The 16,909-nt window shown below is 68.8% G+C and carries 12 protein-coding genes; 8 read left to right on the top strand and 4 right to left on the bottom strand.

Translation table 11 applies throughout. The annotated features are described in order from the left end of the window. Positions 1–28: 28 nt before the first annotated feature. The 4 genes from ACTJKK_RS08815 to ACTJKK_RS08800 all read right to left on the bottom strand — a co-directional run bounded on the left by ACTJKK_RS08815 (position 29) and on the right by ACTJKK_RS08800 (position 4,374). On the bottom strand, positions 29–964 hold the full coding sequence (locus tag ACTJKK_RS08815; protein ID WP_440747697.1) for a carbohydrate ABC transporter permease: 936 nt from the start codon (positions 962–964) through the stop codon (positions 29–31). After that, on the bottom strand, positions 964–1,902 hold the full coding sequence (locus tag ACTJKK_RS08810) for a carbohydrate ABC transporter permease (RefSeq protein WP_440747696.1): 939 nt from the start codon (positions 1,900–1,902) through the stop codon (positions 964–966). The genes ACTJKK_RS08815 and ACTJKK_RS08810 overlap by 1 nt, the downstream gene beginning before the upstream one ends. Beyond that, entirely contained in the window at positions 1,899–3,236 is a 1,338-nt protein-coding gene (locus tag ACTJKK_RS08805; protein ID WP_440747695.1) for an extracellular solute-binding protein, read from the bottom strand. The genes ACTJKK_RS08810 and ACTJKK_RS08805 overlap by 4 nt, the downstream gene beginning before the upstream one ends. Before the next feature lie 91 nt (positions 3,237–3,327). Further along, positions 3,328–4,374 (bottom strand): LacI family DNA-binding transcriptional regulator, encoded by a 1,047-nt coding sequence (locus tag ACTJKK_RS08800; RefSeq protein ID WP_247956943.1) that lies wholly within the window; start codon positions 4,372–4,374, stop codon positions 3,328–3,330. Positions 4,375–4,452: 78 nt separating this feature from the next. On the opposite strand from ACTJKK_RS08800, the gene ACTJKK_RS08795 reads away from it, so the two are divergent. From ACTJKK_RS08795 to ACTJKK_RS08760, 8 genes are all read left to right on the top strand, one after another. Beyond that, positions 4,453–5,712, top strand: coding sequence for a D-arabinono-1,4-lactone oxidase (locus tag ACTJKK_RS08795; protein WP_440747694.1), 1,260 nt, complete (start codon positions 4,453–4,455; stop codon positions 5,710–5,712). 398 nt (positions 5,713–6,110) lie between these two features. Then, positions 6,111–9,212, top strand: a complete 3,102-nt coding sequence (locus ACTJKK_RS08790; protein ID WP_440747693.1) for a family 43 glycosylhydrolase — start codon at positions 6,111–6,113, stop codon at positions 9,210–9,212. Between the two features lie 147 nt (positions 9,213–9,359). Further along, entirely contained in the window at positions 9,360–10,379 is a 1,020-nt protein-coding gene (locus ACTJKK_RS08785; protein WP_247633797.1) for a LacI family DNA-binding transcriptional regulator, read from the top strand. After that, the gene (locus ACTJKK_RS08780; protein WP_440747692.1) at positions 10,379–11,956 is read left to right on the top strand and encodes a sugar ABC transporter ATP-binding protein; all 1,578 of its coding nucleotides are present in this window, start codon (positions 10,379–10,381) and stop codon (positions 11,954–11,956) included. Before ACTJKK_RS08785 ends, ACTJKK_RS08780 begins: the two co-directional genes overlap by 1 nt. Before the next feature lie 145 nt (positions 11,957–12,101). Further along, positions 12,102–13,100, top strand: a complete 999-nt coding sequence (locus ACTJKK_RS08775) for a substrate-binding domain-containing protein (RefSeq protein WP_247633799.1) — start codon at positions 12,102–12,104, stop codon at positions 13,098–13,100. An 83-nt stretch (positions 13,101–13,183) separates the two neighbouring features. Further along, entirely contained in the window at positions 13,184–14,791 is a 1,608-nt protein-coding gene (locus ACTJKK_RS08770) for a sugar ABC transporter ATP-binding protein (protein ID WP_440747691.1), read from the top strand. Beyond that, the gene (locus ACTJKK_RS08765; protein WP_247633801.1) at positions 14,788–15,867 is read left to right on the top strand and encodes an ABC transporter permease; all 1,080 of its coding nucleotides are present in this window, start codon (positions 14,788–14,790) and stop codon (positions 15,865–15,867) included. Before ACTJKK_RS08770 ends, ACTJKK_RS08765 begins: the two co-directional genes overlap by 4 nt. Continuing rightward, on the top strand, positions 15,864–16,904 hold the full coding sequence (locus ACTJKK_RS08760; protein ID WP_247633802.1) for an ABC transporter permease: 1,041 nt from the start codon (positions 15,864–15,866) through the stop codon (positions 16,902–16,904). The genes ACTJKK_RS08765 and ACTJKK_RS08760 overlap by 4 nt, the downstream gene beginning before the upstream one ends. Positions 16,905–16,909: the final 5 nt, after the last annotated feature.

The following is a 16,909-nucleotide window of genomic DNA, read 5'->3' as shown; positions in this document are numbered from 1 at the left end:
GCGGATGCCGGGGTGCGGGGGTGCGGGATCACTGACCGCCGAAGCCGCTCGTCGCGACTCCCTTGACGATCTGCTTCTGGAAGATGAGGAACACGACGATGAGCGGGAGCGCGGCGAGCACGGCCTGGGCCATGACCTGCGCGTACTGCACGCCGTAGGCGCTGATCACGGTCTGGAGTCCGACCGGCAGCGTCATGAGCGTGGTGTCGTTGATGACGAGGAACGGCCACAGGAAGTTGTTCCACGCTCCGATGAACACGAAGATCGCCACGGATGCCAGGATCGGCCGCGACAGCGGCAGCACGATCGACCAGAAGATGCGCAAGCGGCTGGCGCCGTCGACGCGGGCGGCGTCCTCGAGCTCGATCGGGATCGCGTCGAAGAACTTCTTGAGGATGAACACCATCGCCGGGGCCACCACCTGCGGCAGGATCAGACCCCAGTGCGTGTCGATCAGGTTGAACGCGAGCATCTCGTAGAACAGCGGGATGATCAGCACCTGCGGCGGCACGACGATCGAGGCGATGATCACGACGAACAGCCACTTGCGGCCGGTGAAGTCGAGCCGTGAGAAGGCGTAGGCGGCCAGAGCCGAGATCGTCAGCGTGATGAGGGTGACGGCGACCGAGGTCCACAGGCTGTTGAGCGCCCAGACGTACACGTTTCCCTGCGAGAGGATCGCCGTGAACGCCTCGAAGGTGGGGCCGCTCGCGCCGATCCATCCGGGATCGCCGGATGCGGCATCCGTCTCGGTCTTGAAGGCGGTCGCGACCGCCCAGAGGAACGGCAGCAGCCATCCGATCGCGAGGAGCGCCAGCACCACGAACGCGGCGATGCGCAGCGGCGAGAACGGCTTCTGGCCGGGGAGCTTCGGGCGCGCGGTGCGACGGTGGCGGGGAACGGTGAGCGTGCGGGTGTGGTCGTCGGAGGCGGGCTCGGTGGGGATGAGGGTGGCGGAGGACATCACTGCTCCTTCTTGCGACGCGTGACCAGGGCCTGCGCGACGCCGATGATGACGATGAGGGCGAAGAAGACGTACGAGATCGCCGCGGAGTATCCGAAGCGGTAGTTCACGAAGCCGGCCTCGTAGATGTACTGCACGATCGAGCGCGTGGTGTCGCTCGCGACACCACCGAGCATCTGGTACGCCTGGTCGAACAGCTTCAGCGACGCGAGGATCTGCAGGATGAGGATCAGCACGGTGGCCGGTCCCAGTTGCGGGAGCGTGATCGACCAGAACTGGCGCCAGGCGCCGGCCCCGTCGAGGGAGGCCGCCTCGTACTGCTGCGGGGGGATGTTCTGCATGGCTGCGAGGTAGAGCAGGAAGTTGAACCCGACCGTCCACCACACCGTCGCGATCACGATCGACAGCATGTTGGTGTCGGAGTTCTGCAGCCACGCGATCGGCTCGAGGCGGAAGAACTTCAGGATGTTGTTTGCCGCGCCGATCTGCGGGTTGAAGATCCAGACCCAGATCTGCGAGATCACGGTGGACGCGAGCAAATACGGCATGAAGAACGACAGCCGCCAGAGCCACTGCCCGGGCAGGCCGCGATCGACGAGTGCCGCCATGAGCAGGGCCACGGCGACGAGCGGCACGGTCGACAGCAGTGTGAACCACACCGTGTTCCACATCGACTGCCACATGACGGGATCGACGAGGGCTTCGGCGTAGTTCGCGAAGCCGACGAACCCTCCGCCGGCGCCCGTGAGCGACTGGTCGGTGAAGCTCAGATAGATGCCGTGCAGGATCGGCCATGCCAGGAACAGCACGAAGGCGATGAGGAACGGAACCAGGAAGGCCCAGCTGATGAGCTGCTCGCGCTTGCGGGAGCCGGCGCGGCGGAGACGGAAATCGGATGCCCCGCCGGTGACGAGGGTACGGGTGGCGGTCGAGGTCATGACTTCCACGTCCCTTCGGGGTCGGCCGGATTGGGCCTTCGCAGCAGCGTGTTCACGCGCGCCTCGAAGCGGTCGATCGCGGCGGCCGGATCGGCGCCCGAGAGGAGCACGTTCTGCACCGCGGCCCCGAACTCGCCCTGGAAGCTCGAGCCGGAGCCCGTGAACCACGCGGTCGGGTCGTAGACGACGTGGTCGGCGGCCGAGGCGTAGTGCGCCTGGGGCACGAGGTCGTCGTAGGCGGGCGACGAGGTGACCGGGAGGTAGGCGGGGATGTGCCCGGCCTCGGCCCACTGGAACGAGTCCTTCAGCATGTCGGCGACGAAGCGGTACACGAGGTCGCGGCGCTCGTCGTTCGCGTTCGCCTGGTGCGGCAGCACGAAGGAGTGCGAGTCGGCGTACACCGCGGGTGTGCCGTAGAGGGTCGGGATCGTGGTCGCATCGAACGGCAGGTTCGCGGCCTGCATCGTGCGCAGCTCCCAGACACCGGTCATGAGCATGCCGCTCTTGCCGGTCGCGAACTCGGCCACGGCTCCGCCGTAGTCGGCGCGCGCGGCCGCGATCTCGCCGTCGAGGAGCGTCTGCATGAAGCGGAGCGCCTCGACCGCGGCATCCTTGTCGATCACGGCCTTGCCGCCCACGGGCAGTTCGATCTGCAGGCCGTGCTGGGCGTAGAGGCCGTAGAACAGGCGCCACATCTGCGCGCCGTCGCCGAGGTAGCCGAACGACAGCGCGTGATCGGGCGCCTGGGCGCCGACCTCGCGGAGCTGGTCGACGAACTCCTCGGGCGACGAGGTCTCACGCAGCGTGCCGTCGGAGTCGAGCACCCCTGCGGCGTCGCAGATGTCGGTGTTGAACATGAGCACGAAGGGGTGGGCGTCGAGGGCGATGCTGAAGAGCCGGTCGCCGACGAAGCCCTTCTCCCAGATCGGGCCCGGGAAGGTGGAGCGATCGACGCCGAGCTCGGCGAGGCGGTCGACGTCCCAGGTGTCGAGGAGCCCGCCGGGGGCCCAGCCGTTCACGCGGGTGGCGTGCATGATCGCGACGTCGGGGGCGCGTCCGCCGGCGCCCGCCATCGCGAGCTTCGTGTAGTACGGCGTGCCCCAGGCGAGCACGGTGGGGCGGATGCGGTAGTCGGACTGCGCCGAGTTCACGCCGTCGAGCAGCGACGACATCGTCACGCCGTCGCCTCCCGAGAGCAGGTGCCAGAACTGGAGGGTCTCGGTGCGAGAGCCGGCGGGGGAGAGGGGGGAGCAGCCGGCGAGCAGTGCGGCGCCGGCGGTGAGCGTGGCGGCGGTGAGGAACTGCCGGCGGGACAGATCGAGCGGGGGCGTCATCGTCACTCCTTCGTGACCGGATGGTGGACGCCTCATCATTACATCGATGTAATCGCGGGCGCAAGCGTGCGCCCCGAACGGATGCCGGGGCCTAAGGGCGGTAGCCGAGCGGTGCGGCCTTCGTGCTGTCCCTCTCGAGGAGGTGATGCGACAGCGTCAGCGCCCGCGGGGGAGCGGCCCGGTCGTCCATGCGGGTCTCGAGCAGGCCGAGGGCGGCGACCGCGAAGGCCCGACGGTCGAACGCGATGGTCGTCAGTGAGGGAGAGGTGTACTTCGAGAACTCGACGTCGTCGAAGCCCGTGACGATCACGTCCTCCGGCACGCGCACACCGCGGTCGTGCAGAGCGTGCAGGGCACCGAGGGCGAGGGAGTCGGTGAAGGCGACGATCGCATCGAAGGCGACGCCGCGCTCGAACAGCGTGCGCACGGCATCCGCCCCGCCCGCCATCTCCCACGGCAGACGATTGACCTCGAGCGCGGGGTCGCGGGGGATGCCGGCCTCCCGCAGTGCGTCGTGCACGCCCTCGAGTCGCAGGCGGCTCGTCGCCGTCGCGACCGAGGGGTCGTCGTCGGCGCCGACCACCGCGATCCGCCGGGCGCCGCGCGCGAGAACGTGCCGCGTGGCGTCGGCGGCGGCGAGCCGGCTGTCGATGCGCACGTGATCGGCGCGGTTCTGCTCGACCTCGCCGATCACGACGAGCGGCGGCAGGCGGTCGGCGTACTTGAGCACGCTGTCCTCGAGACGGATGGGGTTGAGGATCAGGCCGTCGACGAGGTGGGCGCGGGCGCGGGAGACGAGCTCCTTCTCACGCTCGGGCTCGGATGCCGTCTCCTCGATCTGCACGGCCAGCCCCCGCTCGTGCGCGGCTTCGACGATGCGGTGCACGAGCTCGGCCGAGAACGCGGTCGCGAGATCGGGGAGGGCGACGGCGATGATCCCCGAGTGCCCCTTGCGCAACCCGCGGGCGCTGAGATTCGGCACGAAGTCGAGCTGCGCCATCGCCGCTTCGACCTTGGAGCGCGTGTCGTCGTTCACGGGGACGGTGCCGGTGACGACGTTCGAGACCGTCTTCGGCGAGACGCCGGCGAGAGCGGCGACGTCTTTCATCGTCGCGCGGCGCGGCGGGGTCGTCGTCATGCGGTCAGCCTACCGGCGGGGTCGTCATCCACCGCAGTACATCGTTGTAGAGGATGTGTTCCTGGCTATGCTGGCGCGATGGGCAACGAACGCAACTGGGCGGGCAACCTCACCTATCGGGCATCCCGGGTCGAGCACCCGGCGTCGATCGACGCGCTGCGGGCGCTGCTCGCACAGGGTGGACCGGTGCGGATGCTGGGCTCGCGCCACTGCTTCAACGACATCGCCGACACCGAGGGCGCGCTGATCGCCCTCGACCGACTGCCCGCGGCCTTCGAGGTGAACCCGGAGCGCGACGCCGTGCGGGTGGCCGGAGGACTGCGCTACGGCGACATCGCCCCGCTGCTCGCCGCCGAGGGGCTCGGGCTCGCCAACCTCGCCTCGCTGCCGCACATCTCCGTCGCCGGGGCCGTCGCCACCGGCACGCACGGCTCGGGTAACGCGATCGGCTCTCTCGCGAGTGCCGTGCGCGCCCTCACGATCGTCACCCCGGGTGGCGAGACGCGCGAGCTGCGTCGCGGCGACGCCGACTTCGACGGTGCGGTCGTGAGCCTCGGTGCCCTCGGCGCGGTCGTCGACCTCACCCTCGACGTCGAGCCGACCTACGACGTCGCGCAGCACGTCTTCGAGCATCCGTCGTGGGACGCGATCCTCACCGACCTCGAAGCGGTCACCGGCATCGGCACGAGCGTCAGCATCTTCTCGACCTGGCAGCACACCGACGTCGCCGACCAGATCTGGGTCAAGCAGCGCCTCCCCGAGGCGCGCGAGGCCGCCCGCGAGTCCCTGTTCGAGAGCCTGGGGGCCGAAGCCGCGGCGAGCAAGCGGCATCCGATCCTCGGCGTCGACCCCGTCGCCTGCACCGAACAGCTCGGCGCGCCCGGGCCGTGGTTCGAGCGGCTCGCGCACTTCAAGCTCGAGTTCACCCCTTCGGCCGGTGCCGAGATCCAGAGCGAGTACCTCGTGCCCCGCGCCGACGCCGTCGCCGCGATCCAAGCCGTGCGCTCGCTCGCCGGGCAGATCTCTCCGCTGCTGCTGGTGAACGAGATCCGCACGGTGAAGGCCGACGACCTCTGGCTGAGTTCGTCGTACGGCACGGATGCCGTCGGCATCCACTTCACCTGGAAGCCCGACGAAGCGGCCGTGCGCGCATTCCTGCCGACGCTCGAAGCGGCGCTGCCGCCCACCGCCCGCCCGCACTGGGGCAAGGTGTTCACGCTCGACGCCGCCGAGGTGCGCGAACGGTATCCGCGCTTCGACGACTTCGCCGCGCTCGCCGCGCGCTTCGACCCGGAGCGGCGTCTCGTCAACCCGTATCTGGAGCGGCTCGGGCTCTGAGTGGTGCGCGGAGCACACCGGCTCTTGCGTTCCCAAAACTGTTACCGGTAACATCCGAGTCAGACGCCCGCCGCATCCTCATCGGATGCCACGCGGTCGACGACGATCGTCGTCCTGCATCTCGAGGAGGAGAGCGCATGAACAGCTTCGACGGACCCACCCGCCCCGACGTCGACCCCGAACGTCGGCACGCCCTCTAGCGCGCCCGCGCCTCGCACCCTGAGGCGCCTCGCCCCACGACCCACGAGGAAGCCGGCGTCCGGCTCCGCGGCGATCCGCCGTCGGCCCGAACGACGCCGCTGAGAACCCCGCACGAACGCACCGGCGATCGAACGGATCCGTCCGTCCGACCGCGATCTCGGCGCGCCATCGAGCGACCCCAGAGAAGGAGAACAGCAGTGAAGAGACCACACAGAACCGTCGCCGCGCGCGGCCGATCGGGGGCGCGCTTCGCCGCGCTGCTCGGCGTCGCCGCGCTCGCCGCGTCATCGTTGACGCTCGGCGCGACGAGCACGGCATTCGCCGCGCCGACGCAGCTCATCGGGAACGGCACGTTCGAGACGGGCATCAGCGGCTGGTCCGCGCCTCTCGGCGGAACGCTCGCCGAGAGCACGGATGCGCGCACCGGGGCGAAGTCGCTCCAGATCAGCGCCCGCACGTCGTTCCAGTCCGGTCCGACGGCCACCGTCACCGGCCTCCTCGACACCGGAACCTCGTACGACCTGAGCCTATCGCTCAAGTTCGCGGAGGGGCGCGAGACGCAGAACTTCAACGTCGTGCTGTGCACGTCGACCCGCAGCCGCTGCGATGTCGTCGCCTCGACGACGGCCACGGCGGGCCAGTGGGCGACGGTGCAGAAGACCTTCACGCCGCTCAGCGCCGAGTACGACCTGCTCTTCGTCGAGACGCCGTGGAACACCGATGTGCAGAGCTTCGTCATCGACGACGTGGCCCTCGTCGCGCAGGACGGTTCGGGTGCCGCGGTCGAGCCGCCCGCCGTGCCGGGGAACCTCCTGCCCGACGGTCGCTTCGTGACGGACAGCGCCGGATGGACGAACACCCGCGGCGGAACGCTCGCGCTCAGCGAAGACGCGGCCTCCGGCGCGCACTCGCTCGCGGTCTCCGCGCGCGAGAACACGCAGTCGGGTCCGTTCGCCAGCGTCAGCGGCAAACTGGAGCTCGGCGCCTCGTATCGCGTGACGGGCAAGCTCAGGTACGACGAGGGCGCCGACACGCAGCAGTTCAACTTCACCTTCTGCCCCTCCAACTTCAACGGATGCGCGGACTACGGCCACACGTTCACGAAGGGCGAGTGGGGCACGTTCTCGCAGGAGTTCACGGCCGAGGCGCGCCACGCCGCCGCGGACTGGTTCTTCGTCGAGACGCCGTGGGGGTCGTCCGCGCTGCAGGACTTCGCCATCGACGAGGTGTCGCTCGTGAAGATCGCCGATGCGCCGGCTCAGCCCGAATTCACCAGCCTCGAGAAGGTGCAGACGAAGCCCGTCGGGGACCACAACCCGCTGGTCGGTCACAAGTTCGGAGCGGATCCGCACCACCTCATCTACAACGGCCGCCTGTACATCTACTCGACGGACGACACTCAGCAGTACGAGCTCAACTCCAAGGACGAGAACGGCCTCCCGACGCAGTCGAACGGATACGGCGGAATCACCCGGTTGAACGTGATGTCGACGAGCGACATGGTGAACTGGGTCGACCACGGCACGGTTCCGGTCGCCCGTGAGGGCGGCGCCGCTCCGTGGGCCCGCAACTCGTGGGCGCCCGCCGCGATCGAGAAGGACGGCAAGGTCTACCTGTACTTCTGCGACAGCGGAACGGGTACGGCCGTGGTCGTCGGCGGCTCTCCGCTCGGCCCCTGGGAAGACCCGCTCGGCAAGAAGATCATCCCCGACACCGTCGACCGCGACTACATCGCCGGGGGCGGGTTCCCCGCGGGCATGTGGCTGTTCGACCCCGAGGTCTTCATCGACGACGACGGACAGGGGTACCTGTACTTCGGCGGGAACTCGCAGATCGGCACCGCGCCGAACGTGCAGGGACCGCAGAATCCGAAGTCGACCCGCGTGGTCAAACTGAAGGACGACATGGTGACCCTCGACGGCGACCCGGTCGAGATCGACGCCCCCGGCATGTTCGAGGCCTCCAGCCTCTTCAAGCGCGGTGACACGTACTACTACTCGTACTCGTCGAACTTCCAGGTCAACGAGGTGCCGGGGCAGTACCCGTCGCGCGGCGCGATCGCGTACATGATGACCGACGATCCGATGGATCTGTCGGCGTCGACCTATGCCGGGGTCGCCTTCCAGAACCAGAGCACGTTCTTCGGAGCGGGCAACGGCGGCAACAACCACTCCGACATGTTCACCTACAAGGGGGAGACCTACTTCACCTACCACGCTCAGACGCGCGGCGCGGCGTGGGCGGCGGCCCTCGGCACCCCGGGGTCGACCCAGGGCTACCGTTCGGTGCACATCGACAAGCTCGAGTTCAACGAGGACGGCACCATCAAGCCGGTCACCGGAACCCGGGCCGGTGTGAGCCAGGTGGAGAGCTTCGATCCGTATCGCACCTTCGAGGCCGAGACGCTCGCCTGGCAGCTGGGTCTCACGACGGTCTCCACGGATGAGGCGTCGGTCGAGTTCCCCGAGCACAACGGCGGAGGCAACATGGTGCTCTCCGGTGTGGACGACGGCGACTTCGCCGGCATCTCGGGCGTGGACTTCGGTGCGGGGGCGACCTCCGTCTCGGCATCCGTCAGGCCGCTCGTCGAGGGTGCGTCGGTGCAGGTGCGCCTCGACGACGTCGACGGTCCCGTCGTCGCCGAGATCCCGGTCGAGGGCACCCTCGGCGAGTGGACGACGGTGAGCGCCGACGTGACCGGCGCTGCCGGGGAGCACGACGTGTTCTTCGTCTTCGCCGGACCGGAGGGGGTGGATGCCGACACCGATCTGTTCGAGGTCGACAACTGGTCCTTCGACGGTGAGGGCACCGAACCGGGCGAGCAGCTGGTCGCCTCGCTCTCGACGACCGAGGTCGTCGCCGGCGGCTCCGTCACCGTTTCTGCGACCGGTGTCCCGGTCGAGGAGGTCGAGATCGGGATCGAGAGCGAATACCGTGCCCTTGCGACCGCGTCGGTCGCCGACGGGCGTCTGTCGTCGACCGTCGTCATCCCCGCCGACATCGAACCCGGCGCGCACACCATCGTGCTGCGCGACGGCGACGTGGACCTCGCGCGCCTCGCGCTCACCGTGGTCGCTGCGGGGGAACCGGGCGGCGGCGGGAACGGTGGGGGAACCGGGACCGGCGGCGGATCCGACCCCGGTTCGGGGGCGGGGGCCGGTGACGGATCCCTCGCCGCCACCGGCGGGGACGCCGCAGGGGCGCTGACGGCGGCGATCGTCGGCGGCCTGCTGCTCGCGGCGGGCTCGGCTCTCTGGCTGGCTCGACGCCGTCGGCCGGGCATCACTCCGCACGAGTGATGACGTCAGCGGCGGTCACCGTATCGTGACCGTCGGGATCCGCCCGCTCGGACGCCCTCGGGAGTCCGAGCGGGCGGGTCCGTCGATCGTTGCGGCACCACGGTGTTCTCGGTAACATCGCTCGAGGCGAGGCCGACGGAGGTGCGGATGGTGAACGTCGGCTCGGACAAGCCCGGCATCCGGCAGGTCGCCGAGATCGCGGGCGTGTCCCACATGACGGTGTCGCGGGTGCTCAACGATCACCCGAACATCAAGCCGGACACCCGCCGCCGCGTGCTCGAAGCGATCGAAGAGCTCGACTACCGCCCCAACCTCGTCGCCCGAGCGCTCGCCACGCAGCGCTCGCGACGCATCGGGGTGCTCATCGAGAGTTCGGTCGCTTTCGGCCCTTCCAGCATCCTGCGCGCCGTCGAGCTCGCCGCTCGTACGGCCGACTACTCGGTCACCCAGATCGCACTGCACGAGGGCGACGGCACCTCCCCGCAGGAGGCGGTCGAGAACCTGATCACTCAGGGCGTCGATGCGCTCTGCGTCATCGCGCCGCGCTCGTCGTCGGTGGCCGCACTGCGCCGGGTGTCGATCGGCGTGCCCATGCTCGTCGTCAAAGCCGATGCCGATCCGACCTTCCTCACGGTCTCGATCGACCAGCACGCCGGCACGAGCCTCGTCGTCGACCACCTCGTCGCGCTCGGGCATCGCGACATCCTGCACATCTCGGGCCCGCTCGACTGGCTCGACGCCCGCGCCCGCGAGCGCGCGTTCCACACCCGGGCGAAGTCCTGGGGGATCCGAGAGCGGCCGATCGTCGTCGGCGACTGGACGGCCGACTTCGCCTACGACTTCGCGATGGGGCTGAACAGGCTCCCCGACTACACCGCGGTCTTCGCCGCCAACGACGACATGGCGATCGGGCTCATCCACGGCCTGCACGACAAGGGGTTCGAGGTGCCGACCGACCTCAGTGTCGTGGGGTTCGACGACGTTCCGCTCGCGCGGCACTTCCTTCCTCCGCTCACCACCGTCCGGCAGGACTTCCATGCGCTCGGCGGCGCCGTCGTCGAGATGCTGCGAGCCGCGATCGAAGAGCGCGAGATCCCTCCGCTCACCCGCATCCAGACGGAGCTCGTGCCCCGGGCATCCACCGGGCCTCCGCGGGAGGTGCGCTGATGAGCGCGCTCGATCAGCACCCGCTGGTCGAACTGTCGGGGATCACCGTCGACTTCCCCGGCGTGCGGGCGCTCGACGATGTCGACTTCCGTCTCTTCCCCGGAGAGGTGCACGCCCTGATGGGCGAGAACGGGGCGGGTAAATCGACCCTGATCGCGGTGCTCACCGGCACGTGCGCACCGGCCGCCGGGACGCTGACCGTGGCGGGGGTGCCGCGCAGGTTCTCGGGTGTCGCCGACAGCCGCGCCGCCGGGATCGCGACGGTGTTCCAGGAGACGCAGCTGAGTCCGAACCTCAGCGTCGGCGAGAACGTGATGCTCGGTCGCGAGCGCCGCGGCCTGCTCGGCATCGACTGGCGCCGTACGCGCATCGCCGCCGCCGCCGCGCTCGCTCGACTCGGCCTCGACGACCTCGATCCTCGGACGCCCTTGGCGATGCTCTCGCCGGCGCAGAAGCAGCTGGTCGCGCTCGCGCGCTCGGTCGTCGACGACCCCGCGGTGCTCGTGCTGGACGAGCCCACGTCGAGCCTCGATCAGGCGGAGGTGGCCACGCTCATGCGCGTCATCCGCGGGCTGCGCGAGCGCGGAGTCGCGATCCTGTTCGTCTCGCACTTCCTCGAGCAGGCGTTCGCCATCAGTGACCGGATGACGGTGCTCCGAGGTGGGCGCCTCGTCGCCGAGAATGCGACGCGGGATCTCGAGCGTGCCGACCTCATCTCGCAGATGCTCGGGAAGGACATCGAGAGCCTGCGGGCGCTCGGTTCCGAGCGCAAAGCGCATCACTACGCCACGGATGGCGAGGCGGCGATCCAGGCATCCGATCTCGGGCGTCGCGGCGAGATGGGATGCACCGACATCGAGGTGCAGCGCGGGGAGATCGTCGGCTTCGCCGGATTGCGGGGATCGGGGCGCACCGAACTCGCCAGCCTCATGGGCGGCATGGTGCGGGCCGACAGCGGTGAGCTGTGGGTCGACGGCCGGCGTGTGGATCTGCGCAGTCCGTCGGTCGCGTTGCAGCATCGGATCGCGATGTCGACCGAGAACCGGCGCTCCCAGGGGATCATCGGAGAGCTGACCGCGCGCGAGAACATCGTGTTGTCGCTGCAAGCCCTGCGAGGCTGGTCGCGGCCGCTGTCCGCGGCGGAGTCGGCCGAGCTCGTCGACACGTATGTGGAGGCGCTGCACCTCGACCCCGCCGATATGGATCGACCCGTCGGCCTGCTCTCGGGCGGCACGCAGCAGAAGGTCCTGCTGGCGCGCGCCCTCGCCACCCGCCCGCACGTGCTCATCCTCGACGAGCCCACGCGCGGGATCGACATCGCGGCGAAGCTCGAGATCCAGCGGCGGGTGAGCCAGTTGGCGGCCGGCGGCGTGGCGGTGGTGTTCATCTCATCGGAGCTCGAAGAGGTCGTGCGGCTCAGTGACAGGATCATCGTGCTGAAGGATCGCGAGAAGATCGGCGAGCTGAGCAACGGTCCCGGCGTCACTGTCGACACCGTCGTCGAGATGATCGCCGCCGACTTCGAATCGACCGAGCATGTGTCCGGTAACACCGCAGGGGGCGACACAAACCGCTGATTTTCAGAACATACGTTGTGTTCCACGAATTGTTCCCGGTAACATCGCCACCAGGACGCCGGACACGACGTCCTGCAATCACCAGGGACCACGACGGTCTCGACGGTTCGCCGGGTCGGTCCCGGCTTCTCGAAGAGGAGAAAACATGTTCGCGAAGAAGCGCATCCGCACCGCGCTGGGTCTGGCCGCAGCAGGAATGCTCGCCCTCGGCCTCACGGCGTGCGCCGGAGGATCGGACGGCGGAGACGCCGGCGGCGACTCCGGAGAGCTCACGACCGTCGGCTTCGTCGCCGTCGGCCCCGAAGGCGCCTGGCGCGAGGCCAACGAGGCCAACATCCAGGACACCTTCACCAAGGAAGCGGGCTACGACCTCAAGTACGCGCCCGCCACCAACCTCGACCAGAAGTCGCAGATCGACGCCTTCACGTCGTTCGTCGACGCCGGAGTCGACGTCATCCTGCTCTCCGCCACCGAGGCTTCCGGCTGGGAGGACTCGCTCAAGCGCGCTCAGGAGGCGGAGATCCCCGTGATCCTGCTCGACCGCGGCATCGAGCCCGACGACGACAGCCTCTACGTCACCCGCATCGCGCCCGACAACGTCGAGGTCGCGAAGGAGGTCGGCGCGTGGGCCGCGGCGACCTTCCCCGACGGTGGCAACTACGTCGTGCTCGAGGGCCCCGCGGGTGTCGGTGTCGTGAACGAGCGCAACGAGGGCTTCGACGAGGGCCTCGGCGACGCCTCGCTGACGAAGCTCGATGCGCAGACCGCGAACTGGTCGGCGGAGGAGGGCAAGAGCGTCTTCGAGACGATGCTCAAGGCCAACAACAACGACATCCAGCTCGTGTTCGCGCAGAACGACGAGATGGGTCTGGGTGCTGCACAGGCCGCCGAGGAAGCCGGGCTCGTCGTGGGCGAGGACGTCAAGATCGCGACGATCGACGGAACGAAGAACGCCATGCAGGCGCTCGCGGACGGTGAGCTGAGCTACGTCCACGAGTACAACCCGCTGTTCGGTGAGACCGCGCTCGACGTGGTCGAGAAGACCCTCGCCGGAGAGGACGTCGATTCGTACATCGTCGTGCCGAGCGAGGAGTTCGACTCCGCGGACGCGGCGAAGGCCGTGCTCGCCGACCGCAAGTACTGATCGGACGCCGGCACAGCACCGGCCCGGCCCGGGTGGCGCCGCTCACGCGACGCCACCCGGGCGAACCACACGGAGAGACAGCGATGAACGAACCACAGCCCATCGTCGAGATGCGCGGCATCTCGATCGAGTTCCCGGGCGTCAAGGCGCTCGACGGGGTGGACTTCCGCCTCTTCCCCGGAGAGGTGCACGCCCTCATGGGCGAGAACGGCGCCGGCAAGTCCACGCTGATCAAGGCGCTGACCGGGGTCTACCGGATCGACTCCGGATCGATCATGGTCGCGGGCAGCGAGCGCAGCTTCTCCGGCACGGGCGACGCCCAGGCGGCCGGGATCTCGACCGTGTACCAGGAGGTCAACCTCGCGCCGAATCTCTCCATCGGCGAGAACGTGATGCTCGGACACGAGGTGCGCGGCCTCTTCGACATCAACTGGCGAGCGACCCATCGTGCCGCGACGGCCGCGCTCGCCCGACTCGGGCTGGAGCACCTCGACACTCATCGGCCGCTGTCGACCCTGTCCATCGCGATGCAGCAGCTCGTCGCGATCAGCCGCGCGATGGCCATCCAGGCCAAGGTGCTCATCCTCGACGAGCCCACATCGAGCCTCGACGCCGCCGAGGTGGAGAACCTCTTCGCGGTCATCCGCGCGCTCCGCGCCGACGGCGTCGCCATCCTCTTCGTCTCGCACTTCCTCGACCAGATCTACGCGATCAGCGATCGCCTCACGGTGCTGCGCAACGGGCGCTACGAAGGCGAGTTCCTGACCGCCGACCTCGATCGGCACGCACTGATCTCCACCATGATCGGCAAGGACCTCGACGCATTGAAGTCGCTGGGCGGCAACCGGCGTCGGGATCCCCGCGATCCCGACGAGAAGCCGTACCTCGCGGCATCCGGGATCGGACGCCGCGGCGCGGTCGAGGCGACCGACCTCGAGATCCGCCGCGGCGAGGTCGTCGGCTTCGCCGGCCTCCTGGGAGCGGGTCGCACCGAGCTCGCCCGCCTGCTCTACGCGGCCGACCGAGCCGACGAGGGGAACGTCTCCATCGACGGACGGCCCGCCGAACTCAAGTCCCCGGCCGACGCGCTCGCTCGGCGCGTCGCGTTCTCCACCGAGAACCGGCGCGACGAGGGCATCATCGGCGATCTCACCGTGCGCGAGAACATCATCCTCGCCGTCCAGGCCAAGCGGGGATGGGCGCGCCCCATGTCGCGCAAGGAGCAGGACGCGATCGTCGAGAAGTACATCACCGAGCTCAACGTGCGCCCCGCCGACCCCGACCGCATGATCAAGAACCTCTCCGGCGGGAACCAGCAGAAGGTTCTTCTCGGGCGCTGGCTCGCCACCGAGCCCGAACTGCTCATCCTCGATGAGCCGACGCGCGGCATCGACATCGGTGCCAAGGCCGAGATCCAGGAGACGGTCGCCGCTCTCGCCGAGGACGGCGTCGCCGTCGTCTTCATCTCCTCCGAACTGGAGGAGGTCGTGCGGCTGTCCGAGCGCATCGTCGTCATCAAGGACCACCGCAAGATCGGCGAGATCCAGAACGGCCCCGACGTCACCGCCCAGGAGATCGTCGACGTGATCGCCGCCCACGGCGTCACCGCCGCCGCGGAGACACTCGACGACGCGGACGGCGCACAGGCCGAACCCGACATCCTCATCACCGACAAGGAAGACGCGCGATGACCACCGCCTCCGGCACGCCTGCATGGCGCGAGCTGATCCACAAGCCTTTCTTCTGGGGGATCGTCGCGATCCTGGCGCTCCTCGCGCTCAACGTCGTCAAGGATCCGACCTACCTGGCGCTCTCCGTCAACCCCAACAACGGTCATCTGGTCGGCAACGTCATCGACATCCTCCGCCAGGCGGCTCCGGTCATGATGATCGCGATGGGGATGTCCCTCGTCATCGCGACCGGCGGCATCGACCTCTCGGTCGGCTCGCTCATGGCCGTCTCCGGCGCCGTCGCGATGGAGTTCCTGAGCGCCGCCGGCGATTCCGACTCCATCGGGGTCGCGCTCGCCGCGGTCGGACTCGCGCTCCTCGTCACCGCGATCCTCGGCGCCGTCAACGGCATCCTCGTCGCCTACGTCGGGTTGCAACCCTTCATCGCGACGCTGGTGCTGATGCTGGCCGGCCGCGGCATCGCGAAGGTGATCACCGGGGGCCAGAACACCTCCGCATCGAGCACGCCCTTCCGGTGGATCTCGAACGGCTACCTCATCGGCATCCCGGTCGTGTTCATCCTCGCGGTGCTGCTGGTGATCGCCGTCGGAATGATCGTGCGCCGCAGCGCGCTCGGCCTCATGATCGAGGCGATCGGCATCAACCCGCGGGCGAGCCGGATGGCGGGCATCAAGCCGGCCGGACTCCTGCTCACCGCCTATGTCCTCAGCGGCATCCTCGCCGGGATCGCCGGCGTGATGTCCGTCGGCAGCGTCATGACCGTCGACATCTCGCGCACCGGTTACCAGCTCGAGCTCGACGCGATCCTCGCCGTCGTCATCGGCGGCGCCTCGCTCGCCGGCGGCAAGTTCTCCTTGGGCGGCGCCTTCGTGGGCGCACTGCTGATCGCGACGCTCGACAAGACCGTGCTGTTCCTCGGCATCTCGTCCTCGGCGACGCCCGCGTTCAAGGCCATCGTCATCGTGGTCCTCTGCCTGCTGCAGTCCGAGAGGGTCCGGAGCTGGTTCGGCCGACGACGGAGGACACCGCTCGCCACGACCGAGCGACAGAACACGAAAGAGGAGGTGGCGGCATGACCGTCCTCACCGCGCCCACCGCCGGGACGTCGACCGCGACGGATCTGAAGAGCCGCATCCGTCGCACGATCCTGGCGAACCCCTCGGTCCTCCCGACCGTGGCTTCCGTGGTGATCTTCGTCGCGATGGTCATCTACGGTGAGATCGCCTACGGGCGCATCGTGCAGTTCAACACCCTGTCGAACCTCCTGATCAACAATGCCCACCTCGTGGTGCTCGCGGTCGCCCTCACGTTTGTCATCCTCACCGGCGGCATCGACCTCTCGGTCGGTTCGATCATCGCGTTCTCCTCGGTCGCCGGGGTGATGCTGTCCAATGCCGGATGGAACCCGATCGCGGTCGTCATCACGATGATCGGAGCCGGAGCGGCGTTCGGTGTCGTATCGGGTGTGCTGATCCGCTACTTCAACGTGCAACCCTTCATCGCGACCCTGGCGATGATGTTCCTCGGGCGCGGTCTCGCCTCCCTCCTGAGCACGACTCCCGAGCGACTCGACGAGGATTCGCCCATCCGTTGGCTCGGTGTCCAGCTCAAGGTGATCGACGGCCCCAAGGTGAACGACCTCGTGATCACCCCGGCCGTGATCATCGCCGCACTCGTGGTGGTCGTGGCGTTCTTCGTTCTGCACCGCACCCGCACGGGCCGCACGGTCTACGCAATCGGCGGCTCCGAGAACTCCGCGTTGCTGATGGGCCTGCCGGTGCGGCGCACCAAGGTCATGGTCTACGTGATCAGCGGCGCTCTCTCGGGCCTCGCGGCGGTGCTCTACACGGCGCGGCTCGGAACGGCGCAGAACATCACCGGCATCGGCTGGGAGCTCGACGCGATCGCCGCGGCCGTCATCGGCGGCACTGTGCTCACCGGAGCCTACGGGTACGTGCTCGGCTCGGTGGTCGGGGCGCTCGTCCTCGGTCTGATGACGGTGCTCATCACTCGCGACGGGGGGATCCCTCCCGAGATGACGACCATCATCACCGGAGGCATCCTGCTCGTCTTCGTCCTTCTGCAGCGCGCGGTGGTCCGGAAGAAGGAGTAGCCGGG

It is taken from the genome of Microbacterium sp. 22179 (genome assembly GCF_052045715.1).
GTDB classification, from domain to species: Bacteria; Actinomycetota; Actinomycetes; order Actinomycetales; family Microbacteriaceae; genus Microbacterium; species Microbacterium galbinum.
The sequence above is the reverse complement of the archived record's forward strand: the minus strand, read 5'-3'. Positions and strand labels throughout refer to the sequence as shown.